The sequence below is a fragment of the Microbacterium yannicii genome (genome assembly GCF_024055635.1).
Lineage (GTDB): Bacteria > Actinomycetota > Actinomycetes > Actinomycetales > Microbacteriaceae > Microbacterium > Microbacterium yannicii.
This window is the reverse complement of the sequence record NZ_JAMXMB010000036.1, coordinates 272,104-294,317: the sequence shown is the minus strand read 5'-3', so window position 1 is coordinate 294,317 and position 22,214 is coordinate 272,104. Positions and strand designations below refer to the sequence as shown.

Below are 22,214 nucleotides of genomic sequence, written 5' to 3'. Positions count from 1 at the left end.
AGATCGAAGACCAAGGAGAATCCGTGTCACGACTTCAGGGAAAGACCGCGCTCGTCACCGGTTCGGGCACCGGCATCGGCCGCGCCGTCGCCGAACGGTTCGCGCGAGAGGGCGCCCGCGTCATCATCGCCGACCGGGACGCCGCGGCTGCGAGCGAGACCGCGGATGCCATCGGCCCGTCCGCCCGGGCGGCGGTGATGGACATCTCCGACGAGGCGTCCGTCGAAGCCGCCTTCGGGCTGCTCGGCGCCGAGGGCTGGGCGCCCGACGTCGTCGTCGCCAACGCCGGCGTGCAGCTGTTCGGCAGGGACGCGGCCGTCGCCGACCTCGACCTCGACGTGTGGAAGCGCACGATCGACGTCAATCTGACGGGCACGTTCCTCACGGCCAAGCACGCGGTGCGGTCCATGCTGGAGTCCGGCGGCGGCTCGATCATCCTCACGGGCAGCCCGACCGGCATCAACGGCGAGGGCCGGGACTTCACGGCGTACAGCGCGTCCAAGGCGGGGATCCACGGTCTCGGACGCACCGTCGCCGCGGCCTACGCCGATCGCGGCATCCGGGTCAACACCGTCGTCCCGGCGTATACCGAGACGTCGCTGGTCACCACCATCACGAGCGACCCGGAGGCGCGTGCGGCGATCATCGGCCGCATCCCGATGGGCCGCGCCGGAGCGCCGGCCGACGTCGAGGGCATCATGGTGTTCCTCGCGAGCGACGACTCGGCCTTCGCGACCGGTGCGCTGTTCGCCGTCGACGGCGGCATGACGATCTGACTCATGCCCCCTGCTGATCGCTCTCCCCTCCCGGTTCATCCGTTACATGTACGCCCGGGGGCGGATTCCTGTGCGTATGCGACGGACGAACCGGGTGGGAGGGGGCGAGGATGGAGAGCATGAGCGACGTGTGGAGCGGCGCGCCCGCGACGGTGTGGCGGAGCGGAGCGTGGTCGCTCGAGCTGCGCGACGACGAGCTCGCCGACATCGCCCACGACGGTCGCATGGTGCTGCGGTCGGTGCGCGCCGTGGTGCGCGACCGCAATTGGGACACCGCGGGCCTCGTGGTCGACCGCGTCGCCGAGTCCGGCCTCGCGCTGACCCTGCACGTGCACTCGACGGGCCTGGGCTCGGAGCTGCGCGGGATCGTCCGCGCGGAGGTGCGCGGCCCCGGGCGGCTGCGGGTGCTCACCGACCTCGAGTCGGCGTCGGAGTTCGCGACCAACCGCACCGGGCTCGTCGTGCTGCACCCGCCCCGCCTCGCCGGGTCGGCGCTCCGGGTGCGCCACCCCGACGGCTCGGTCGCGGCATCCCGCTTCCCCGTCGACATCAGCCCGCACCAGCCGGCGCTCGACATCGCGGGGCTGACGTGGACGCACGACGGCCTCGACGTCGACGTGCGCTTCACCGGCGACGTCTTCGAGATGGAGGACCAGCGCAACTGGACGGATGCCTCGTACAAGACGTACAGCCGCCCGCTCGCGCTGCCCTTCCCGTACACGCTCGCCGCCGGTGAGCGGGTCGTGCAGTCGATCGACATCGCCGTGTCGGGAACGCCGGCCTCTGTCCCCGCGGACCCCGTGGCCCGCATCCGGCTCGAGGAAGGCTCACCGCTCCCCGCGATCGCCGTGTCCGCGGCGACCGCGCCCGATCCCGCGCTGAGCACCGCGGTCGCCGAGGGTCCGTGGCCCGCCGCCGTCCTCGTCGAGCTCGACCTCGCCACGCGGAACTGGCGCGCCGCGCTGGCGCGGGCTGCGGCATCCGCTCGCCCTCTCGATGTGCGCTTCGTGCTGGCCGATGAGGACCCCGCCGCGATCGACCATGCCGTGCACGCCCTGCGCGGTCTCGCGATCGCGCGCGTCACGGCGTTCTGGCCGACCGGTGCGGCGAGGCACGTGTCCGATCTCGAGGCCATCGGCCTGCTGCGGCACGCGCTGACCGAGGCGGGCGTCGAAGCGGAAGTCGTCGGCGGCGTGCGCTCGCATTTCACCGAACTCAACCGCGAGCACCATCGCCTGCCGCGCGGGCTCGACGGCATCGTGTTCAGCAGCACGCCGCTGTTCCACAGTCTCAGCACGGCCCAGCTGGTCGAGTCGCTGCCGATGCAGCGCCTGGTCGCCACGCAGGCGACCAGGATCGCCGCCGGCCTTCCGGTGCACATCGGGCCGATCTCGCTGCGTCCGCACTTCAACGATGTGGCGACGACTCCCCCGCCGATGCCTGCGCACGACGACCTGCGCGACGGCTACGGCTCGGCGCTGCTCGACACGGTCGACGTCCGCATCGGCGCGCCCGAGCTCGCCGCCTGGACGGTCGCCAGTGCTGCCGCCCTCGCCGTGCCCGGCGTCGCCACGCTCGCGTACTTCGAGGAATGGGGGTCGCGCGGCGTGCGGAGTGCGGACGGATCGGCGCGTCCCGTGCTCGACGCCGTCACCTCGCTGGCCGGAATGGCCGGCGCGGTGGGCCTCCGCGGCGATTCACCCGACGGCCTCGTCTGGGCGCTCGGTGCCCGCACCCCCGGCGGCGACGCCGTCCTCGTGGCCAACCTCGACGTCCGTCCACGTCAGGTCGAGGTGACTCTCCCGGGTGGCGAGACCCGCACCGCCGACGTGCCGGCCGGGTCGTTCCTGCCGCTGTGACTCGCCGCCCTCACCCTGCGCCGCCGTTCATCCCCGCTCAGGTGCACTGAAGGTATGGAGACCTGCGCGATCGGCGGTCGTTCAGCGCACGTGAATCATGAGGAAGAGCTCAGCGCCACGCGACCTCGACGGCGCCGGCCTCGTAGGTCGCGACGGGATGCGCGAACGGCAGCGGAGAGAGCTGGTCGGCATGCACGAGACGGATGCCGGGAGCCGCGGCGAGCAGTCGCGCGATCGCCTCGCGGATCTCGAGCCGCGCCAGCTGCTGGCCGACGCAGCCATGCGGCCCGTGCCCGAAGCCGAGATGACCGAAGGCGTCGCGGGTGACGTCGAATCTGTCGGGATCGTCGTATTGCCGCTCGTCGTGATTCGCGGCGACGGGAGACACGGCGACGGTCGTGCCCGCGGCGATGGCGACGCCGCGCAGCTCGAGATCCTCCCGTGCCGTCCGAGGGAACAGGGTCACGAACATCGCGCCCACCCGCATGAACTCCTCGATCGCTCCCGGGATGGCCGCGGGATCGTCGTGGAGGACGGCGAGCTGGTCGGGGTGCGTGAGCAGCGCCACCATCGCCGTCGAGATGAGGTAGGCCACCGAATCGCGGCCGGAGGTCATCAGGACCAGCAGGATGCCCTCGACCTCGGCGCGCGTCCATTCGCCCTGCAGCAGGTGGGTGATCACGTCGTCACCGGGTACGCCTTCTCTCTCGGCGAGGAGGTCGCGGATGTAGTCGAACTTCTGCTGGGTCGTCGACGTCCCCGTCACGAAGAGCTCGCCGAACCGCGGTGCGAGCGCATCGGGCACGCCCAGGACGAGGCAGTGCGTGCGCATCGAGATGGGCGTCGCGTAGTGCGCGAACAGGTCTGCGGGCTGGTCGCGGGCGAGGAACTCGGCGAGCTGCGACGTCACGATGCCGGCGACCGCGTCCTCGCGCGCCCGCACCGCTCGCATCGAGAACTGCGAGATGATCGCCCTCCGCATGCGCAGGTGCTGCTCGCCGTCGAGCGCGAGCAGGTTCGAAGCGGCGAGCGCGACGCGCCCGGCCTCGTCGAGGTCGTCGAGATCCGTCGCCTCCTGCGGCTGAGGGAACCGGTGGACGGCGACGGTGAACCTCGGATCCGACAGCACGTCGCGTGCGAGCGTATGCCGGGTGACGATGAGCCCGTCAGGCCCATCGGGGTAGCGCAGCGGTGTCGCGGGCGCTTCGTCGCGCCAGGTCGCCAGCGCCGGCGAGGGCGCGAGAGGCGTGCCGTCGGTGGGCAGGCGACGCTCGTGGTACGGGCATCCGGTCATACGAGACTCCCTTCGGCGCGGAGGAGATCTGCCCGGGCCATACGGAACTCGCGCGCCATGTTCCACCCGACGAGCGCCTCCACGCGCCCCTCCCGCCGCGCGGCCAGGACGAAGCGGTCGCCGTCATCGTCGCCCGCGATCACCTGCAGCTCGGCGTCGGGATGCACGGTGCCGTGAACGAGGATGCGCGTGCCGAACAGCGTCGTCCAGAAGAACGGCTCGATGGGCGGGCATGCCGCACCGGTCGCCACGGCACGGGCCACGGCCTGTGCCTGCAGGATCGCCGTCTGCTGGTGCTCGACTCGTCGTGGGCGGCCGTCTGCCGGATCCGTCCACGCCGCGACGTCCCCGACCGCGTGGATCCCGTCAGCTGCGCGGCCGTTCGCGTCGCACACCACTCCGTCGGCGATCTCGAGGCCGGAGCCGCGCAGCCAGCCGACGGCAGGGGTGCAGCCGACGGCGCTCACAACGACCGACGCGTCGACGGTGGCGCCGTCGGCGAGGTGCACGCCTGAGGCATCCACCCCGACGACCCGCGCCCGGGTGCGCAGCTCGACGCCGTTCTCGCGCAGCAGGCCGGCGACGCGCGCTGAGAGCCGCAGGCCGAGAGTGCCCACCGACACTCCCTCGCCGCGGGCGATCAGCGTCACCGCGCATCCCGCGGCGCGCGCGGCAGAGGCCACCTCGCTGCCCAGCACGCCCGCGCCGATGATCGCGATCCGGTCGGCACGCGCGATTCGCCCGCGCAGGCGGTGCGCGTCCTCGATCGTCCGGAGGGTCTGCGACGCCGGGAACGGATGCCGCGCCACGGCGCCTGTGGCGATCACCAGCTCGTCGTAGGCGAGGCGTTCGTGACCGACCACCACTTCGCGTCGCCGCAGGTCGAGCCCGGTCGCCCGGCGCCCGAAGCGGAACGTCACGCCGAGCCCGGTGAGCTCGGCCCGGCCGCGGATGGGAGCGGCTTCCCACTCTCCGGACAGGACCTGCTTCGACAGGACCGGGCGACTGTATGGTGAGTGGCGTTCGGCGCCGAGGAGCGTGATGCGCCCGTCGAAACCCTGCGCACGCAAGCTCTCGGCGGTCGTCAGCCCCGCGAGCGAGGCGCCCACGATCAGAACGTGCGTCATCGGTCCCCCACGCGGATCGCCCGTGCGGGGCAGAGGGATGCCGCCCGCACAGCTGCGGCGATCTCGTCTTCGGCGGTCGGGTCTCGGTCGAGCACGACGACGATGCCGTCATCGTCCTGGTCGAAGAGCGTGCCCGCCACGAGCGCGCATTGGCCCGCGCCCACACAGGCGGTGGTGTCGGCGAAGATCGTCATGAGAGCAATATCCGCCGATTCCGCAGCAGATTCCACGTGTATGTTGACGTCATGTCGGACGATGTTGACGACCGTGCCTGACGCCCGCGTCCGGGGACGCCACGCCACCCTCGAGCAGCACGGCGTCGCGGCAGAGAGGTTCACGGACTTCGTGAGTCCCACGCTCGACCTCCACGGGGTGGACGTGGTGCTGCTCACCTTCGTGCTGCGGGGCACCGGACGCCACGTCCTCGACGAGACCGAGTACGCGATCACCGGCCCGTCGTTCGCGGTCACCCGCACCGGAGAGCGCCACGGGCTCGTCACCGACGGCGATGCGCTCGAGGTCGTGAACCTCTATCTCGACGTCGACGCGCATCCGATCCCGACGCTGGCGCAGCCGCTGGACCGCGCCCTCGCGGCCCTCCTGCCTATCGGCGATGCACCCCGCGTGCGGCTGCCCCAGGTCGCGATCGACGACGTGGCGGCGACGCGCGCACTGCTCGAGCTGCTGGAACGCGAGACCCTCCACCCCGGGCCGGGCACGGGCGACAGCGTCGCCGCCCTGCGACGGGCGCTGCTGGTCGAATGCGCGCGCGCGATCTCGGCGCACGGGTTCCTGCCGGCCCGCGGCACCCGGAGCCGCACCGACGTCGCCGTCGACGAGGTGCGCGCGCATCTGGATCGCTCCTTCACCGAGAATCAGAGCCTCGCCGACCTGGCGGCGCGGGTGCACCTGGAGCGCACCTACCTCTCCCGCGCCTTCGCGGCCTCGACCGGTGAGACGATCTCGGAATACGTCGCGCGTCTTCGGATCGGCTACGCGGCCACCCTCCTGCGCACGACCGATCGCAGCATCGCCGACATCGGCGTCATCGCGGGCTTCCGCGACCTCTCCCATTTCGGCCGGACGTTCAAGCGCCTGCTCGGCGTCGCCCCCCGCGAGTATCGCCGGGGGCCGTGACCTCCTCGCGAGCGTTCACACCGCGCGCGCGTTCGTCGCGGCGACCGACGATGCCTCTCGCCAGACCCGCACATCCCAGGACGCGAGCTCGACCTCTGTGCCCGCCCGGTGCACGGCGTCGTCGAGGACGGATGCCACGTCCCTGGCGAGCGACACGGTTCGGGGTTCCGGCGACCAGTTGTGCACCACCCAGCCCCGGCCCTGTGGGCCTGCGAGCGAGTGGGCGGTCACCGTCGCCACGCGCTCCGACAGCGGGCTCGCGAGCGACGCCGGGCCGGCGGCACCCGTCATCACGTCGGCCAGCGTCGCCCGGTCGAGCAGCGTGCCGACCGTCGTGATCGAGCCCGCACCCACGTCGTGGCGCGCCACGGCCGCCCATCGCCCGAACAGCGGATGCCGATACCGGAGCAGCACCTCCGCACCGTCGACCTCGAGCCCGTCGATCCAGCCCGCCGCCTGGCCGACGACGACGCCGTCGCGCACGACCTCGACCGGCTCGGCGAGCGCCGCGAACTCCCGGTAGCCGACGCCGGCCGCCGGCCCCACGATGGCCGGCGCCCGCACGGCCCGCATGCGGCCCTCGTCGTCGCCGTAGCCGGTGCGCGGACCGATCACGAGCCGCCCACCCCGACGGGCGTACTCGACGAGCTTCTCGAGCGTCGGATCGGATGCCGCGATGAGCCCCGGGACGACGAGCACCGGGTAGCGCCGCACGAGCTCGCCTGCGTCGGGCAGCTGCCGGTCGTTGACGAAGTCCACCTGCAGCCCGGCGTCGATCGCCGCACGGCCGAAGGCGCCCACGATCCGCGCATACGAGCCGCGATCGCCCACGCCGGCCGCGCCGGGAAGCGGCGGCTCGAACGACATCATCCACTCGCTGTCGTGCGCATACACGAGACCGACGTCGGCGTCGGGCTCGGCATCCGCGAGCCAGGGCGCCGCCGCCGCGAACTGCCGGCCGATCCCGGCGATCTCGGCATGGATGCGCCCCGGCTCGAGGTCGTGACCGAGGATGCCGCCCCAGTGGACCTCGGCGCCCGAGTGCAGCGTGTGCCAGTGCCAGTACGACACGAGCCGGGCTCCGCGAGCGACGAGCAGCCACGCCGCCTGGGCGAGCTGCCCGTCGTACGGCGGGCGCGTGAGCGACGCCGGCCCGATGGACGCGGCCCCGGTCTCCGTGACGAGGAACGGGCCCTGTCGGGTCGCCCTCATGCGGTCGGCCATGAGCACGAGCTGCGGCACGTCGTCGGCGTACCACCGCCCGCCCGCGCCCTCGCGTTCGAGGTCGAGCGCGTCCTGGGCGAGGTAATAGGCGTTGCCGCTGGCGATGTCCAGTCGCGCGCCGACGGCGACGTCGTCCATCGCGGGCCGCTGGTAGGCGATGCAGGTGGTGAGGAATGTGTCGTCGGCCACGAGCGGACGGACGAGGTCGGCCTGCCATCCGATGAAGTCGGCGGTCAGCTCGGCCTGGAACCGCCGCCACGCGAGGTCGTACGCGGGGGTCGTGTTGCCCGCCGGCGCCCAGAGCTCGTCCCACTCCGAGATGCGGTGCGACCAGTACGTCAGGCCCCACGCGCGGTTGAGCGTGTCGACATCGCCGTAGCGGTCGGCGACCCAGTCGCGGAATCGCGCCACGACGTGCTCGTTGTGGATGATGTGCAGTCCGGCCTCGTTGTCGAGCTGCACGCCGACGACCGCCGGATGCCGGCCATGCCGGCCGACGACGGCGCGGATGACCCGCTCGGCGTAGCCCCGGAACAGCTCGGACGTGTAGTCCACCTCCTGCCGGCCGCCCCACGGCACGCTGGTGCCGTCCTTGCGGACGACCGCGAGCTCGGGGTGCGCACGCGCGAGCCACGGCGGCACGGCGTAGGTGGGAGTGCCGAGGATCACGTCGATGCGGTGCGCATGCGCCGCATCGAGCACGGGCGTCAGCCACTCGAGGTCGAACTCGCCGTCGCGCGGCTCCCAGGTGGACCAGACCGATTCGCCGACGCGGATGCACGTGATCCCGGCATCCGTCATCAGTCGCAGGTCGGTCTCGAGTCGCGACGGATCGGGCAGGTACTCGTTGTAGTACGCCGTCCCCAGCCGCGGGCCGCCCCGCCAGGCTTTCAGGCGATCGGATGCCGCGGCCCGGCCCTCATCGGCCGCCCCTCGTTCGTGCCAGCCGGCCACAGGTCAGCCCGCCACGCGGGTGATGCGAAGCGCGAGCGCCTCGCCGGCGGGCAGCTCGATCGGCGCCGAGGCCCGATCGTAGGCGTCGTTGCGCTGGACGTCGTCGAGCGCGAAGCGCCGGCCGACGGGCGTGACCGTCATGTTCCACGTGTCGATGATGTCGACCTCGAATGTGTCGCCCGGCTGCGGCCGCTCGCCCGGAAACCCGATCGGCAGCCGGAAGTCCCACGTCGCCGGTGCCGACAGGCCGAGGTACTGCACGTACAACTGCCGCGGGATGCCGGCGACATAGGCGGGATCGTCCCACTTGTCGATGGGATCGAGCCCCGCGCCGTCCACCTCTTCGAGGACGCGGCGGAGGAACGCCAGCCGAGCCGGCGACTCACCCCGCAGCGGGCCGCCCTCGACCATGTGGAGGCTTCCCGACTCCGTCACGAAGCTCTCGCCGTGCGAGGCGTAGCACCCGGCCACCGTCGTGACCCAGAACTGGTGCACCAGCTCCTCGGCGCTGAGGTGGCCCCACCGGTCGGGGATGTCTCCCTCGTACTTGATCTCGTCGAGGACGACCGGCTTGCCGTACACGTCGCGGTAGAGGTTGGCGCGGCCGAAGTGCGTAGTGGCCGAGCCGTTCTGAAGGGACGCATGGGTCACCCACGGCTGGTTGTTGTCGTACAGCTCGATCCAGTTGTGGATGGATCGCAGGTGGTCATACGGATCGATCGCGGCCAGCAGCGCACCGGTCCGATCCCAGCGCTCGGCGGGGCGCTCGAGCTGATCGAACTCGTTGCAGAGCGACCACCACACGTGCGGATACGCCGCCAGTCGCGCCACGAGGTAGCGGAGGTAGACCGCATCCTCCTCCTCGGTGAGCTCGTTCAGGCCGAACTGGCCGCGGTCGTAGGCGTTGTAGATCAGCACGTCGGCCTGGATGCCGCGCTCGCCGAGCAGCTCGACGGCCCGATCGAGGCGCTGGAAGAACGCGGGCACGGGCCGGGTCACGTCCCAGCGGCCGTCGGTCTTCTCGAACGGCATCAGCGTCGGGACGTGCTCGATGTATCCACCGCCCTGCGGGAAGACCATGAACCGGAACTTGTTGAAGCCGGCCTCGGCGATCGCATCCACGGTGGACGAGAAGAGCGGCTCCTCCTGGTGAAGCCAGTTGTACGCAGTCGCCCCGACCGGGCGGAACGGCGTGCCGTCGGCGTGCGCGAAGTGGAATCGGTGCGCGACGCGGACCGGCCCGTGATCGGCGCCGCGCGCCACCTCGAAGGTGCCGGATCGCCCTGCGAGCGCGGCATCCGTGCTCTCGCTCGTCCACGACCACTCCCCCTCGCGGTCGGGCGCGAACCGGACCCGGTAGGTGGTGCCGCCGTCCCAGAATCCGGGGACGACCCGTTCGGCACCCGATTCCGTCTGCCGGGCCCGCAGCGTAAGGGGTGCGCGGTCTGCGGGGATGCGATCTGCTCCCTCGAAGGTGAGCTCGATCGGCCGGTAGAGCTCGGATCGGGGAGCACGAAGCTCAGGGGACACGGGTTTCTCCTTCGATGTCGTGTCGGTCAAGGTCGTTCGCTGTCATGTGGGTCTCTCCCCCCGTCCCCCTGGATCCGTCCGTCGTATATGTAGCGGTCGCGCTTGCAACGCGCCTATACGACGGACGGACGGAAGGGGGTGGCTTCATGGGCGGCGGCGCGAGCTCTCGCGCACGATCAACTCGGGGGCGAAGACGCGCTGAGCGGTCCGTTCTGGCAGCGCTGGTGCTGGCTCTGCGAGGGCACCGGTCCCGCGTTCGATCGCCTCGAAGAGGATGTCGACGGCCGCGGCACCGATGTCGCCGTGGCGGGCACGGACGCTGGTCAGCGGGATGAGGGATGCCTCGGCGAACTCGTTGTCGTCGTAACCGACGAGGGCGACCTCGCCAGGCACCGAGACGCCGCGTGCGACGAGCGCCTGCAGCACGCCGAGAGCCAGCACGTCGTTGGCGGCGAACACGCCGTCGGGACGGTCGGTGGCGGGGCGGTCGGCCAGAGCCGCGCCCACCGCACGGCCGGCCGCGATCGACCGCTCGGCTACCTCGATCACCTCGGGGTCACCCACATCCGGATGCGCATCCGTCGCCTGCCGCACGCCGGCCAGCCGGTCGGTCACCTGCTGCACCGGCAACGGGCCGCCGACGAACGCGAGGCGGCGGCATCCGTTCTCGATGAGGTGCTCGGCTGCCTGGCGCCCGCCCGAGACGTCGTCGATCGACACCGACGGCTGACTCTCGTCGCCCGCACGGCGGCCGACGACCACCGACGGCGTGCCCCGCTCGCGCATCGCAGCCAGCCGGGTCTCGATCGGCTCGAACGACGACACCAGCAGCCCGCGCACCTGCCGCTGCTCGAACGCCTCGAGATACGCGTCCTCGCGCTCGCGGTCGCCGTGGGAGTGCGCGAAGAACACGGTCATGCCGAGTCGCTCGGCGCGGTACTCGACCTCCTGCGCGATCTCGCTGAAGTGCGGATTGCTCACATCGGGCGACAGGTAGCCGATCAGGCTGCTCACCCCGAGCCGCAGCTGTCGTCCGGCACTGCTGGGGACGAACCCCAGCTCGTCGATCGCCTCCGCGATGCGCCCCGCCCGCTCGGCGGAGACGCGATCGGGATGGTTGAGGTACGCCGAGACCGTGCCGACGGCCACACCGGCACGCGCGGCGACCTGCCGGATGCCCGGCCGCTGGCCCATCCCCATCCCCTGTCGCGACACGTCAGCGCCAGTCGTGCTCGGCGACGAAGCCGAGCCGCTCGCGGATCTTGCGCGTCGACATGAGCGACTCGAACTCGCCGAGATCATCGGCGACGGGGGTCTCCGGGAACCAGCGCGCCGCGACCTCCCGGGAAGGCTGCGTGTTGCCCGATCCGGGCGCGGCCACGTTGTAGACCTCGAAGCCCGGCTGCGCCGCCGCGAGCGCCACCGCCACCGCCAGCCCCCCGTCGCGCGCGTCGATCCAGGAGCCGACGAGGTCGCGGCGGTAGTCCGGCTCTGCCGCGCGCTCGAAAGTGGCGTACTCGTCCGCGGCCACCACATTGGTGAATCGCAAGGCGGTGATCGAGGTCTCGGGGTGCCACCGCACGAGCTGGGCGGCGATCGCCTCCTCGGCGACCTTGCCGAGCCCGTAGGTGTTGTTCGCGCTGGTGTACGCCTCGTCGACGGGGAGCGACGGCGGAGCCTCCTCGAAGGGGAAGCCCATCGCGGTGATGCTCGACGCGAGGACGATCGTGCGGATGCCTGCCCGATGCGCCGCGAACAGCGCGTTGAAAGAGACCGTAATGTTGTTGTGGAAGGTCGCGGCATCCGGCACCAACCCGTTCACGGGGATCGCCGCGAGGTGCACGAGGGCGTCGAGTCCGTCGTGGCGCGCGGTCACCGAGAGGAACGCGTCGAGCGTCTGCCCGAAGTCGGTGAGGTCGACGCGGGTGAAGCCCCGTCCGGGCGTTCCGGCGAGGTCGAACCCGATCACGTCGTGGCCGTCGGCGCGCAACCGCTCGACCGTCGCCCGCCCGAGTTTGCCTCCACTGCCGGTGACGCCGATCCGCATCTCGTACCTCTCCGTACCTGATCCATCGTTCGACTTGAAACGTTTCGAACTGAGTGACACACTCACTGTACACATCAAACCGAAACGTTTCAGTTTCTGCTCGCCGCCGAGCTTCGTCAGCGGGCGCACGGAGAGAGGCCACGGATGTCCGTCATCGTCGACGCACCCCGCATCGAACACCACCGCGAACCCCTCGGGATCGGCGAGCGGATGCCGCGGCTCTCGTGGCGCGTCGCCTCGGCGCCGTCCGGCTGGCGGCAGGCCGCGTACTCCGTCGAGCTCGATCGCGCCGGCGACGTCACGAGCTACGTGGTCGACTCCCCCGAGCAGGTGCTGGTGGACTGGCCGGCAGGACCGCTGCACTCGCGCGAGATCGTCACCGTGCGCGTCGCGGTGCGGGGTGTGGACGGCGCGTGGTCCGCGGCATCCGTCCCCACGGTCCTCGAAGCGGGGCTGCTCGAGCCCGGCGACTGGGTCGCACGGCCGATCGGAGCGACGCGCAACGAGAACCCGCACTCCGACGAGCGCCGGCCCTCGCTCGTGCGGCGCGCGTTCGACGTGCGCGACGACATCGTGCGCGCGCGCCTCTACGCGACCGCGCACGGCGTCTACGAGGCCGAGCTCAACGGCGAGCGCGTCGGCGACGACACGCTCTCGCCCGGCTGGACCGTATACGGCACGCGCTTGCGGTACTACACGTACGACGTCACCGACCTGGTGCGCCCCGGGGCCAACGCGCTCGGCGCCTGGCTCGGCGACGGCTGGTACCGGGGGCGGCTCGGCTGGCGCGGCGGCTTCCGCAACGTCTACGGGTACGACCAGTCCTTCCTCGGCCAGCTCGAGCTGACCTACGCCGACGGCAGTCGAGAGGTCGTGGCGACCGACGTGTCGTGGCGCTCGGCCCCGAGCCCCATCCTGCACAGCGGCCTCTACGACGGCGAGGACTACGACGCACGCGAGGAGCAGCCCGGCTGGTCGACGGCGGACTTCGACGACTCCGGCTGGGAGGGGGTGCAGGAGCGCCACCGCGACCCCGCCACGCTCGTCGCGCCGACGGCGGCGCCGGTGCGCGCGACCGAGGAGCTGCGGCCGATCGAGGTGCTCACCGGCCCCAGCGGCTCGCGGATCCTCGACTTCGGGCAGAACCTCGTCGGCCGCGTGCGCATTCGCGTCTCGGGGGACGCCGGCGCGACGGTGACGCTGCGCACCGCCGAGGTCATGCAGGACGGCGAGATCTACACGCGACCGCTCCGCGCCGCGCGTTCGACCGACAACTACACGCTCGCCGGTCGCGACGTCGAGGAGTGGGAGCCGCGGTTCACCTTCCACGGCTTCCGCTACGTGGAGGTGACGGGCTGGCCCGGCGACCTCGATGCCGATGCGGCCGCCGGCGCACTCGTGGCCAGGGTGTACCACACCGACCTCGAGCGCACCGGATGGTTCGAGTCGTCCGACCCCGCCCTCAACCGCCTGCACGAGAACGTCGTGTGGGGCATGCGCGGCAACTTCGTCGACATCCCCACCGACTGCCCGCAGCGCGACGAGCGCATCGGCTGGACCGGCGACATCCAGGTCTTCGGCCCGACCGCCTCGACACTCTTCGACGTGTCCGGCATGCTCTCGGGCTGGCTCCGCGACGTCGCGATCGAGCAGCTCCCCGACGGCACGGTGCCCTGGTACGTGCCGGTGATCCCGGCGGTCGACAAGTGGACCCCGATGCGCCCCGGCGCCGCATGGGGTGACGTCGCGACCCTGCTGCCGTGGACGCTGTACGAGCGCTTCGGCGACGCCGGCGTGCTGCGCGCGCAGTTCGACAGCGCGCACCGCTGGGTCGATCTGCTCGAGCGTCTCTCCGGCCCCTCTCGGCTGTGGGACACGGGCTTCCAGCTGGGCGATTGGCTCGACCCGGCCGCCCCGCCGGACGACCCGGCCGACGCGCTCACCGACCGCTACCTCGTCTCAACCGCCTACTTCGCGAAGTCGGCGCGCACCGTCGCGCGCATGGCGGAGGTGCTGGGCCTCGGCGACGAGCGGGCGCACTACGACGCGCTCGCCGACGAGGTCGTGGCGGCCTTCGAAGGCGCGTACGTGAACGACGACGGCACCATGACCAGCGACGCGCAGACCGCGTACGCCCTGGGCCTGCGGTTCGACCTCATCACCGATCCGCAGAAACGGGATGCCGCGGCCGCGCGTCTCGCCGACCTCGTGCGCGAGGCGGGCAACCGGATCGCCACCGGCTTCGTGGGGACGCCGCTGGTCTCCGACGCGCTGAGCGCCGGTGGCCACGTCTCGACCGCGTACGACCTCATCCTCGAACGCGAGTGCCCGTCGTGGCTCTATCAGGTAGAACAGGGGGCCACCACGGTGTGGGAGCGGTGGGACTCGCTGCTCCCCGACGGCACCGTCAACCCCGGGCAGATGACCTCCTTCAACCACTACGCGCTGGGTGCCGTCGCCGACTGGATGCATCGCGTCATCGCCGGTCTCGCCCCCGACGCCCCCGGCTATCGGCGCATCCGGTTCGCCCCGCGTCCCGGTGGCGGACTCACATCCGCCTCGGCCCGCCAGCTGACCGCCTACGGCGAGGCGGCGATCTCCTGGCGCATCGCGGACGGGCGGCTGCACGTCGAGGTCACCGTGCCCGTCGGCGCCGAGGCCGTCCTCGACCTCGAAGGCGCCGAGGAGGAGACGCTGAGCCCCGGAACCCACACCCGTCTCATCGAGATCCCCGTGGAGGTCAGCGCACCCGCCTGATGTGACCGGCCGGGCGACGTTCGAGCCCGACGACTCTGAAGATGACGGATGCCGCGGCCTGCGGCATCCGTCTCCACCATCGCGATGCGTGCCGCAGTCCGGCTAGCTGCCTCTCCCACCGGGCATGCCTGGACACCGGTCAGGTTTCTCCGCGCGGATTCGGGCTGGCTTCGCGGCGCGTGAGTGAATATCCTTTCGTTAGCGAATCCGAATACACGTCGGATCGTCACGATCGGAGACCGCCGTGCCCCTGACGCCCTACACCCGGCCCGCAGACGGCCAGGTGCGCCTGCTCACCAAGGTCGCGCGCATGTATCACGAGCGCGGCGTGCGCCAGGCCGACATCGCGGCCGCGCTCAATATCTCACAGGCGAAGGTCTCGCGTCTGCTCAAGCGCGCGGAATCCGTGGGCATCGTGCGGACGATCGTCACGGTCGCGCCGGGCGTCTACGCCGAGCTCGAAGAGCAGCTCGAGGAGAAGTACGGGCTCGCGGAAGCCGTCGTGGTCGATGTCGACCCGGACGCCGACGAGGGCGAGCTGCTCGCCTCGCTGGGCGCGGGAGCCGCGGCGTACCTGGAGGCGACCCTCTCGGGGAGCGACAGGATCGGCGTCTCGTCGTGGAGCCAGACGATCCTCGCGATGGTCGACCGCATGCGCCCCTTCACCGTGAGGGGAGCGACGGAGGTCGTGCAGCTGCTCGGCGGCGTCGGAGCTCCCGAGGCGCAGAGCCACTCCAACCGCATCCTCGGCGAGCTGGCTCGCACGCTCGGCGCCGAGCCGGTCTACGTGCAGGCGCCCGGCGTCGTCGGCGATCCGGCGATCCGCGACAGCCTGCTGCAGGATCCCTCGATGCAGGAGGTCGCGCGCCACTGGAACGAGCTCACCATGGCGATCATGGGCATCGGCAGCATCGAGCCGTCCGACGTTCTGGCGACCAGCGGCAACGCGTTCGCCGCCGAGGAGCGCCGCGATCTGCTCGACAAGGGCGCCGTCGGCGACATCTGCCACCGCATCTTCCGCGCCGACGGCTCGCTCGTGCGCGGCGCCGTCGACGACCGCATCATCGCCATCACGGTGGAGAACCTGCGTGGCATCCCGCGTCGCGTCGGCATCGCCGGCGGAGACCGCAAGCTCGAGGCGATCCACGGTGCCCTCGCCGGCGACTGGGTCACGACGCTGGTGACCGACCTGCGCTCGGCCGAGGCGCTGGCCGCCCGCTGACCTGCGCGGCGCCGGCAGCTCGCCAGGCCGCGCGCCGCGGCGCGGACTGTGAAACTTCCGGGCAGAATCGCATCTTCGAGCCTGCCGAGCGGCCGGAGGGCTGGATTCTGCCCGGAGTTCTCACGCCGGGGGCGCTTACTGTCAGTTCCGCGCCAGCGACTTCGCCAGGCGCTCCACGCCGAGGCGCGGGCTGGTCAGCACGGGAACACTGACCGAGACGGTCTCAGCGGCCGTCGCCATGGACGCCTGAGCGAGCACCACGACGTCCGCCTCCGTGGCGGCGCGCTCGATCGCGGCGGCGACCAGCCGGTCGTGCGTGGCGCGGTCGCCGCTCGACACCGCCGCGAAAGCCCCCTCGATGACCTCGCTCGTGAACTCCGGCTCCACACCGGCCAGCGCAGCCCGCTCCTCGAGGAGCCGCAGCGTCGGGCCGCAGGTGGTGGACAGGGTGGCCAGGACGCGCACCCGGCGTCCGGCCTGGACCGCGGCATCCGCCATCGCCTCGTCGACGCGCAGCACCGGCACCCCCGCGGCCGCAGCGGCGGGCGCGGCGAGCTCCGAGATCGACGAGCACGTGAACATGACGGCATCCGCTCCCCCGGCGGCAGCCGCGCGAACGAGGTCGTCGATGCGCGCGGGCACCGAGGCGGCGCGATCGTCGTCGCCGAGGTCGGCGACGATGCGGTCGTCGAGGTAGTTCACGATCGTCGCGTCCGGCAGGAACTCGGTCGCCAGCGCACCGAACGGGGCGATGTTGACGGCTCCGGTGTGCAGGAATGCGATGCGGGGTGCGGACGAGGTCATGCGAACAAGCCTTCCAGCTTCTCAGCCCTTGAGGGCGCCGCCGGCCATGCCGGCCATGATCTTCTTGTTGAGCGTCAGGAACAGGATGAGCAGCACCACGATGTTGATGCTCACGGCTGCGAAGAGCGGTCCGTACTGCGTCGAGCCGTACTCGTCGCTCAGGCTCAGCAGGCCGACCTGGATGGTCGCGAGGTCGGGCCGCGTCGTGAAGGTCAGCGCGATCAGCAGGTCGTTCCACACGCTGAAGAACTGCACCAGTGCGATCGTGATGATGGAGTTCTTCATCATCGGGATGCCGATCACGAAGAACGATCGGAGCGGCCCCGAGCCGTCGACGGTCGCGGCTTCGAAGATCTCACGCGGCACTGACCGGAAGTACGTGGCCATCAGGAACGTCGTCAGCGGCAGACCCATGACGGTGTACGTGATGATCAGCGGCCACAGCGTGTCGGTGATGCCGATGCGGAAGTACGTGATGAACAGCGGGACGAGGATCATCTGGCCGGGCACCATGATGCCGGCGAGGATGTAGAGGAGGACGCCGTTGCGACCCCTCCAGATCATCACCTCGAGGGCGTAACCCGCGGCCACTCCGATGAAGACGATGAGCAGCACCGACGGGATCGTCACCATCACGCTGTTCAGCCAGTTGCGCGCCACGTTGCCGTTCGTCAGCGCAGTGACGTAGTTGTCGAAGTTCCAGGTCTCGGGCAACGACAGCGCCGGGTTGGAGAGGAACTCGGACTGCGTCTTGAACGAGCCGAGCACCATCCAGACCTGCGGATACAGCACGACGACCATGAGGACCGCGACGAGGATCCACACCGGCAGGCGGCGCAGCGCCTTCACGACACCGCGCCGGGCGCGGCTGGGACGGGGCTTGCGGACCGTGGGGGTGGCCACCGTGTAGGCGGTCTCGGTCTGGGTCAGAGTCATTGTCAGACCTCCGCCTTGCGGCGCGACGATCGGAAGATCGCGAGAGTGAACACGAGGCAGAGCGCCGTGAGGATCACGGCGATGGTCGAGCCGTAGCCGTACTCGGCGTACTCGAACGCCGTGCGGTACATGTACAGCGTCATCGGCGCGGTCGAGGTGCCAGGCCCGCCGCCGTTGAGGGCGAGCAGGCTGTCGAAGACCTTGAGGGTGGCGTTGAGGCTGAAGATGATCGACGACAGCAGGATAGGCAGCGACAGCGGCACCACGATGTGGCGGACGAGTTTGAACCCGTTGGCTCCGTCGAGCCTGGCCGACTCGATGATCTCTTCGGGGATGTCGAGCAGGCCGGCGTAGAGGAGCACGGCGTAGAAGCCCATCGAACTCCACAGCGTCATGGCGATGGCCGTGGTCATCGTGCCGACGGTCGACGCCAGCACCTCGACGCTGTCGCCGCCGAAGAAGTTGATGATGTCGTTGATCGGGCCCTGGTTGTCGCCGACGGCCACGAAGCTGCGGAACAGCATGGCGACGGCAACGGTCGGCAGCACGGTCGGGAAGAAGACGAGCGTTCGCACCAGGGTCGAGCCCTTGCGGAGGACGAAGACGTAGAGGAGGGCCAGCCCGTAGCCCAGGGCGACCTGGAGGATGGTGGCCACGATCGCGAAGAAGACGCTCACCCACATCGACTGGAGAGCGGCCGGGTCGGTGAAGAAGGTCGTGAAGTTCTGAAGCCCCACCCAGTCGAAGCCGCGGAGCGAATTGCCCTCGAAGAACGAGAGGCCGAGGGACCAGCCCACCGGCACGACCTTGAGAAGGGTGTACAGCACGAGGGCCGGTGCCAGCAGGATGAAGATCGTCTTCCGATCTCCGAAGATCGAGTTCATCTGCGAACTGCTTTCTGTCGTGAGCCGGCTCCCCGAGCGTGCGCCCGGGGAGCCGGTGAAGGGTCTCAGCCGTTGGCGTCGATGCTCGCCTGCAGCTGGGCCATGTAGTCCTCGGCGGTCATCTGCCCCGTGGTGAGCAGCGTCACGTTGGTCGACGCCAGCGAGTTGCTCTTCGAGTCCATCAGAGCCTCGAACCACAGTACGGTCTCGTCGATCCCGGCGATCCGCTCCTGGATCTCGGCGGTGTTCTCCGAGATGTCGGTGACGTCGCCGTTGACCTTGAAGCCCGAGATGACGCCGGCATCCTGGAGAGCCTGCTGGCCGTAGTTCTCGGCGATGCAGCTCACCCAGTCGACGACCTTCGGGCCGAACTGCTCGGCGTTGATGATCATCGGAGCGCCCGCGTTCGCCGCGTACTGGTCGATCGAGCCCTTGCCACCCTCGACCTCGGGGAACGGCATGAAGCCGACGTTCTCGCCGCCGATCTCATTGCGCTCGGGGTCGTTGATCGCGCTCAGCAGCCACGAGCCGTCGTAGGTCATCGCGGCCTGGCCGGTGAGGAACATGTTGGACGAGGTGTCGCCGTCGCGGGTCGAGAAGCCCTCGCCGAAGTAGCCGGCCTCCGCGAAGTCCGCGAGCGCCTGTGCGCCGGCGACGTACTCCGGGTCGGTGAGCTTGGCGTCGCCGTCACGGACGGCGGCCATCGCGTCGGGTCCGACGTTGCGGAAGATGTACATGCCCATGATGCGGGTGAGCGGCCAGCCGTTGGCGCCCGCCTCGGTCATCGGCACGACGCCGGCATCGGCGAGCGTGTCGGCCGCGTCGACGAGATCGTCCCAGGTCTGGGGCTCGTCGATGCCGTTGTCGGCGAGGATCTCCTTGTTGTAGAAGATCCCCTCGATGTTGTACTGGTACGGCATCGAGTACATCCCGCCGTAGACCTGCTCGACGGTGGATGCCGCGGCCGGCAGCACGTCGTCCCACGTGCCGGCGTCTTCGAGGGCGGCCTTGAGATCGCCCACGAGACCGGCCGCGTTCAGGTCACCGTCCGGACGGATGAGCGCCGTGCCCGCGATCGAGTGCGTCGGCAGCGCTCCCTGGCTGGCGAGCAGTGTGACCTTCTGGACGGTGTCGGCCTGTGCGACCTTCTGGTGCTCCAGCGGCAGCGCCTTGTTCTCGGCCTTGCAGGGGCCCTCGGAGAGCGCGGTGAGCTGCTCCTCGAGCACCGGGTTCTCGTTCGCCGTCATCACGGTGAACTTGTCGGGATCGGTGCCGCCGGCGCCGGTGCCGCCGTCGGAGGAACCGCCGTCGGTGTCGCCGCTGCCGCCGGCGCATGCTGCCAGCGGCAGCACGGCGGCGAGTGCGATCCCCAGCGCCGCGATGCGGCGACGGTTGCTGCGTGTGTTCATAGCGTCCTCCTTGACGACGACCATGCGGGTGAAAGGTACGAGCACGACAGTAGGCACGATTTCGATGTGTGTCAACAGTCAGTACTGAAATTCTATTCACTTTGACACGATTCAGGGGTTAGACTGCATTTCCATGCAGCGTTGCGAGAACTTTCAGCGCCGCCTACTCTGACCTGCACCGCCCCTGGCTTGCCGCGACGCCGCAGCGAGCACGAGACTGAACGCCACTCGGAAGGAACAGCCATGACCGCCACGACCGCGACCCGGGCTCACGCCCGGCTGCGACCCCTCGGCGCCGACAGCGCGCGCTGGGCGAGCGGCTTCTGGGGAGACATCCACGATCGCACGCGCGACGTGACGATCCCGCAGATCTGGTCCTCGCTGAGCGACCCCGCCATCAGCGCGGGCCTGACGAACTTCCGCATCGCGGCCGGCCTCGAGAGCGGCGAGCACACCGGCCCCCCGTTCATGGACGGCGACTTCTACAAGTGGCTCGAGGCGGCCATCGCCCGCCTCGAGACCGATCCGGATCCCGAGCTCGCCGCCCGCATCGAGGAGATCGCCCAGCTGATCGCCTCGGTGCAGCGAGACGACGGGTATCTCCACACGCCGACGATCATCTCGAGCCGCAACCATGCCCTTCGACAGGCTCAGGAACCGGCGATCGCCCTGGCCGATCGCTTCAACTTCGAGACGTACAACCTGGGGCACCTCATCACCGCCGGCGTGCGCCACTACGAGGTGACCGGGTCGACGACGCTGCTCGATGCCGCGCGCAAGGCCGCCGGGTTCCTCGAGGACCTCGCGACCAACAAGCCGCTCGAACTCGCCCGGAGCGCCATCTGCCCGTCGCATTACATGGCCGTCATCGACCTCTACCGCGCGACCGGCGACGAGCAGTATCTGAGGCTGTCGGAGGCGTTCATCCGGGTGCGCGACGACTTCGAGGGCGGCGACGACAACCAGGACCGTCTCCCGGTGCGCGAGCAGACCGTCGTCGCGGGCCACGCCGTGCGCGCCAACTACCTGTACGCGGGCCTCGCCGACCTCATCGCCGAGAACGGCGACCAGGAACTGGAGGCGGTGCTCGAGCGCCTGTGGCACGACGTCGTCGACACCAAGCTCTACATCACGGGCGGCGCCGGAGCGCTGTACGACGGAGCATCGCCCGACGGCTCGCCGTGGCAGGACCAGATCAGCCGGGTGCACCAGGCCTACGGCCGCTCGTACCAGCTGCCGAACACCACGGCGCACAACGAGTCGTGCGCGAACATCGGGCTCATCCTGTGGAGTGAGCGGATGCTGTCGCTCACGGGTGACGCGAAGTACGCCGACGTGATCGAGCAGGTGGCGTTCAACAGCCTGCTCGCGAGCGTCAGCCTCGCGGGCTCGGAGTACTTCTACACGAACCCGCTGCGCCAGGTGCGCGACCTCCCTTACCCGCTCCGCCGCCCCGGCGACACGGCCCTCCACCCGACGCCGCCGCCTCCGCCGTCCGACGAGCGGCTGCGCGAGCCGTACCTCAGCTGCTTCTGCTGCCCGCCGAACATCGCGCGCACCCTGGCGCGGTTCCATGAGCGCGCGGCATCGGTCGGCGAGGAAGGCCTGTTCGTCCACCTGTACGGCGGCAGCGCACTCGACATCACGACCGAGGACGGCGGTCAGCTCGCCCTGCGCGAGGACAGCGACTACCCCTGGAGCGAAAGGATCGCCTTCACCGTCACGGGCACGGCGGGCCGGGGCATCCCGTTGCATCTGCGCATTCCGGGCTGGTCGTCAGGCGCCACGCTCACCGTCAACGGCGAGCCGGTGGCGGCGAGCGAGCCGGGCTCGTACACCCGCATCGAGCGCGAGTGGCAGCTGGGCGACCTCATCGAGCTGACTCTGCCGATGCCCGTCCGCGTCCTCCGCGCCCACCGTCTGGCCGAAGAGGCCACCAACCAGGTCGCGGTGCGCCGCGGACCGGTCGTCTACTGCGTCGAGAGCGCCGACCTGCCCGACGGCGTCGTGCTCGAGCAGGTCGCCCTCCGCCGCGGCGCGCGCTTCACGCCGGCCGACGCCGAGATCGCCGGCCACCGCGTCGTCGCCCTCGAGACCGACGCGGTCGTACTCCCCGGCACCGCCGAGACGGCGCTGTACGACGACGTCGCCGACGCCGATCTCGCCACCGCGCCCGTGCGGCTCGTCCCCTACTTCGCGTGGGGCAACCGCGGCGCCGGCGAGATGTCGGTCTGGCTCCCCCTGGTGTGGTGAC

The 22,214-nt window shown here is 70.6% G+C and carries 17 protein-coding genes; 6 read left to right on the top strand and 11 right to left on the bottom strand.

The features are described 5' to 3' along the window. Nucleotides 1-23: 23 nt before the first annotated feature. Complete coding sequence (locus tag NCG93_RS15800) at nt 24-776, top strand: SDR family NAD(P)-dependent oxidoreductase (RefSeq protein WP_194412721.1); 753 nt, start codon at nt 24-26, stop codon at nt 774-776. Between the two features lie 119 nt (nt 777-895). Next, nucleotides 896-2,635: a D-apionate lactonase family protein gene (locus NCG93_RS15795; protein WP_194412720.1), complete on the top strand. Its 1,740-nt coding sequence runs from the start codon at nt 896-898 to the stop codon at nt 2,633-2,635. 109 nt (nt 2,636-2,744) lie between these two features. Here the strand turns inward: NCG93_RS15795 and NCG93_RS15790 are convergent, their stop codons facing one another. Genes NCG93_RS15790 through NCG93_RS15780 form a run of 3 tightly spaced genes read right to left on the bottom strand, consistent with a single transcriptional unit; the run spans nt 2,745 to nt 5,250 of the window. Then, nucleotides 2,745-3,929: a cytochrome P450 gene (locus NCG93_RS15790; protein WP_194412719.1), complete on the bottom strand. Its 1,185-nt coding sequence runs from the start codon at nt 3,927-3,929 to the stop codon at nt 2,745-2,747. After that, on the bottom strand, nt 3,926-5,056 hold the full coding sequence (locus NCG93_RS15785; protein ID WP_194412718.1) for an NAD(P)/FAD-dependent oxidoreductase: 1,131 nt from the start codon (nt 5,054-5,056) through the stop codon (nt 3,926-3,928). The genes NCG93_RS15790 and NCG93_RS15785 overlap by 4 nt, the downstream gene beginning before the upstream one ends. After that, the gene (locus NCG93_RS15780; RefSeq protein WP_194412717.1) at nt 5,053-5,250 is read right to left on the bottom strand and encodes a ferredoxin; all 198 of its coding nucleotides are present in this window, start codon (nt 5,248-5,250) and stop codon (nt 5,053-5,055) included. Before NCG93_RS15780 ends, NCG93_RS15785 begins: the two co-directional genes overlap by 4 nt. A 73-nt stretch (nt 5,251-5,323) precedes the next feature. Here NCG93_RS15780 and NCG93_RS15775 point away from each other — a divergent pair, with 73 nt between their 5' ends. Next, nucleotides 5,324-6,193, top strand: a complete 870-nt coding sequence (locus NCG93_RS15775; RefSeq protein ID WP_194412716.1) for a helix-turn-helix transcriptional regulator — start codon at nt 5,324-5,326, stop codon at nt 6,191-6,193. Between the two features lie 15 nt (nt 6,194-6,208). Here NCG93_RS15775 and NCG93_RS15770 read toward each other — a convergent pair whose 3' ends face one another. The 4 genes from NCG93_RS15770 to NCG93_RS15755 form a co-directional block, all read right to left on the bottom strand. Continuing rightward, nucleotides 6,209-8,371 (bottom strand): beta-galactosidase, encoded by a 2,163-nt coding sequence (locus NCG93_RS15770; protein WP_194412715.1) that lies wholly within the window; start codon nt 8,369-8,371, stop codon nt 6,209-6,211. A 3-nt stretch (nt 8,372-8,374) separates the two neighbouring features. After that, complete coding sequence (locus tag NCG93_RS15765; RefSeq protein WP_194412714.1) at nt 8,375-9,901, bottom strand: apiosidase-like domain-containing protein; 1,527 nt, start codon at nt 9,899-9,901, stop codon at nt 8,375-8,377. Nucleotides 9,902-10,045: 144 nt separating this feature from the next. Further along, nucleotides 10,046-11,095 (bottom strand): LacI family DNA-binding transcriptional regulator, encoded by a 1,050-nt coding sequence (locus tag NCG93_RS15760; RefSeq protein WP_194412713.1) that lies wholly within the window; start codon nt 11,093-11,095, stop codon nt 10,046-10,048. Between the two features lie 22 nt (nt 11,096-11,117). Beyond that, nucleotides 11,118-11,948, bottom strand: coding sequence for an NAD-dependent epimerase/dehydratase family protein (locus NCG93_RS15755; RefSeq protein ID WP_194412712.1), 831 nt, complete (start codon nt 11,946-11,948; stop codon nt 11,118-11,120). Between the two features lie 144 nt (nt 11,949-12,092). Here NCG93_RS15755 and NCG93_RS15750 point away from each other — a divergent pair, with 144 nt between their 5' ends. Together NCG93_RS15750 and NCG93_RS15745 are read left to right on the top strand one after the other, a co-directional pair. Next, on the top strand, nt 12,093-14,705 hold the full coding sequence (locus NCG93_RS15750; protein WP_194412711.1) for a family 78 glycoside hydrolase catalytic domain: 2,613 nt from the start codon (nt 12,093-12,095) through the stop codon (nt 14,703-14,705). Between the two features lie 244 nt (nt 14,706-14,949). Beyond that, nucleotides 14,950-15,927 carry a sugar-binding transcriptional regulator gene (locus NCG93_RS15745; RefSeq protein WP_194412710.1) on the top strand — a complete coding sequence of 326 codons (978 nt, stop codon included), beginning with the start codon at nt 14,950-14,952 and terminating at the stop codon, nt 15,925-15,927. Nucleotides 15,928-16,068: 141 nt separating this feature from the next. Here the strand turns inward: NCG93_RS15745 and NCG93_RS15740 are convergent, their stop codons facing one another. From NCG93_RS15740 to NCG93_RS15725, 4 genes are all read right to left on the bottom strand, one after another. Beyond that, nucleotides 16,069-16,731, bottom strand: a complete 663-nt coding sequence (locus NCG93_RS15740) for an aspartate/glutamate racemase family protein (RefSeq protein WP_194412709.1) — start codon at nt 16,729-16,731, stop codon at nt 16,069-16,071. Between the two features lie 21 nt (nt 16,732-16,752). Continuing rightward, a complete protein-coding gene (locus tag NCG93_RS15735) occupies nt 16,753-17,667 on the bottom strand; it encodes a carbohydrate ABC transporter permease (RefSeq protein WP_194412708.1) in 915 nt (304 codons plus the stop codon). 2 nt (nt 17,668-17,669) lie between these two features. Further along, nucleotides 17,670-18,551, bottom strand: a complete 882-nt coding sequence (locus NCG93_RS15730) for a carbohydrate ABC transporter permease (RefSeq protein ID WP_194412707.1) — start codon at nt 18,549-18,551, stop codon at nt 17,670-17,672. Between the two features lie 65 nt (nt 18,552-18,616). Next, the gene (locus NCG93_RS15725; RefSeq protein ID WP_194412706.1) at nt 18,617-19,960 is read right to left on the bottom strand and encodes an ABC transporter substrate-binding protein; all 1,344 of its coding nucleotides are present in this window, start codon (nt 19,958-19,960) and stop codon (nt 18,617-18,619) included. 243 nt (nt 19,961-20,203) lie between these two features. Here NCG93_RS15725 and NCG93_RS15720 point away from each other — a divergent pair, with 243 nt between their 5' ends. Further along, nucleotides 20,204-22,213: a glycoside hydrolase family 127 protein gene (locus NCG93_RS15720; RefSeq protein ID WP_194412705.1), complete on the top strand. Its 2,010-nt coding sequence runs from the start codon at nt 20,204-20,206 to the stop codon at nt 22,211-22,213. Nucleotide 22,214: the final 1 nt, after the last annotated feature.

What these genes read in the sequence shown, in the direction of transcription:
- NCG93_RS15795 (WP_194412720.1), top strand. Translation starts at nt 896, where the DNA reads ATGAGCGACGTGTGGAGCGGCGCGCCCGCGACGGTGTGGCGGAGCGGA.
- NCG93_RS15725 (WP_194412706.1), bottom strand. Translation starts at nt 19,960, where the DNA reads ATGAACACACGCAGCAACCGTCGCCGCATCGCGGCGCTGGGGATCGCA.
- NCG93_RS15735 (WP_194412708.1), bottom strand. Translation starts at nt 17,667, where the DNA reads ATGACTCTGACCCAGACCGAGACCGCCTACACGGTGGCCACCCCCACG.
- NCG93_RS15750 (WP_194412711.1), top strand. Translation starts at nt 12,093, where the DNA reads ATGTCCGTCATCGTCGACGCACCCCGCATCGAACACCACCGCGAACCC.
- NCG93_RS15785 (WP_194412718.1), bottom strand. Translation starts at nt 5,056, where the DNA reads ATGACGCACGTTCTGATCGTGGGCGCCTCGCTCGCGGGGCTGACGACC.
- NCG93_RS15755 (WP_194412712.1), bottom strand. Translation starts at nt 11,948, where the DNA reads ATGCGGATCGGCGTCACCGGCAGTGGAGGCAAACTCGGGCGGGCGACG.
- NCG93_RS15720 (WP_194412705.1), top strand. Translation starts at nt 20,204, where the DNA reads ATGACCGCCACGACCGCGACCCGGGCTCACGCCCGGCTGCGACCCCTC.
- NCG93_RS15780 (WP_194412717.1), bottom strand. Translation starts at nt 5,250, where the DNA reads ATGACGATCTTCGCCGACACCACCGCCTGTGTGGGCGCGGGCCAATGC.
- NCG93_RS15740 (WP_194412709.1), bottom strand. Translation starts at nt 16,731, where the DNA reads ATGACCTCGTCCGCACCCCGCATCGCATTCCTGCACACCGGAGCCGTC.
- NCG93_RS15790 (WP_194412719.1), bottom strand. Translation starts at nt 3,929, where the DNA reads ATGACCGGATGCCCGTACCACGAGCGTCGCCTGCCCACCGACGGCACG.
- NCG93_RS15730 (WP_194412707.1), bottom strand. Translation starts at nt 18,551, where the DNA reads ATGAACTCGATCTTCGGAGATCGGAAGACGATCTTCATCCTGCTGGCA.
- NCG93_RS15760 (WP_194412713.1), bottom strand. Translation starts at nt 11,095, where the DNA reads ATGGGCCAGCGGCCGGGCATCCGGCAGGTCGCCGCGCGTGCCGGTGTG.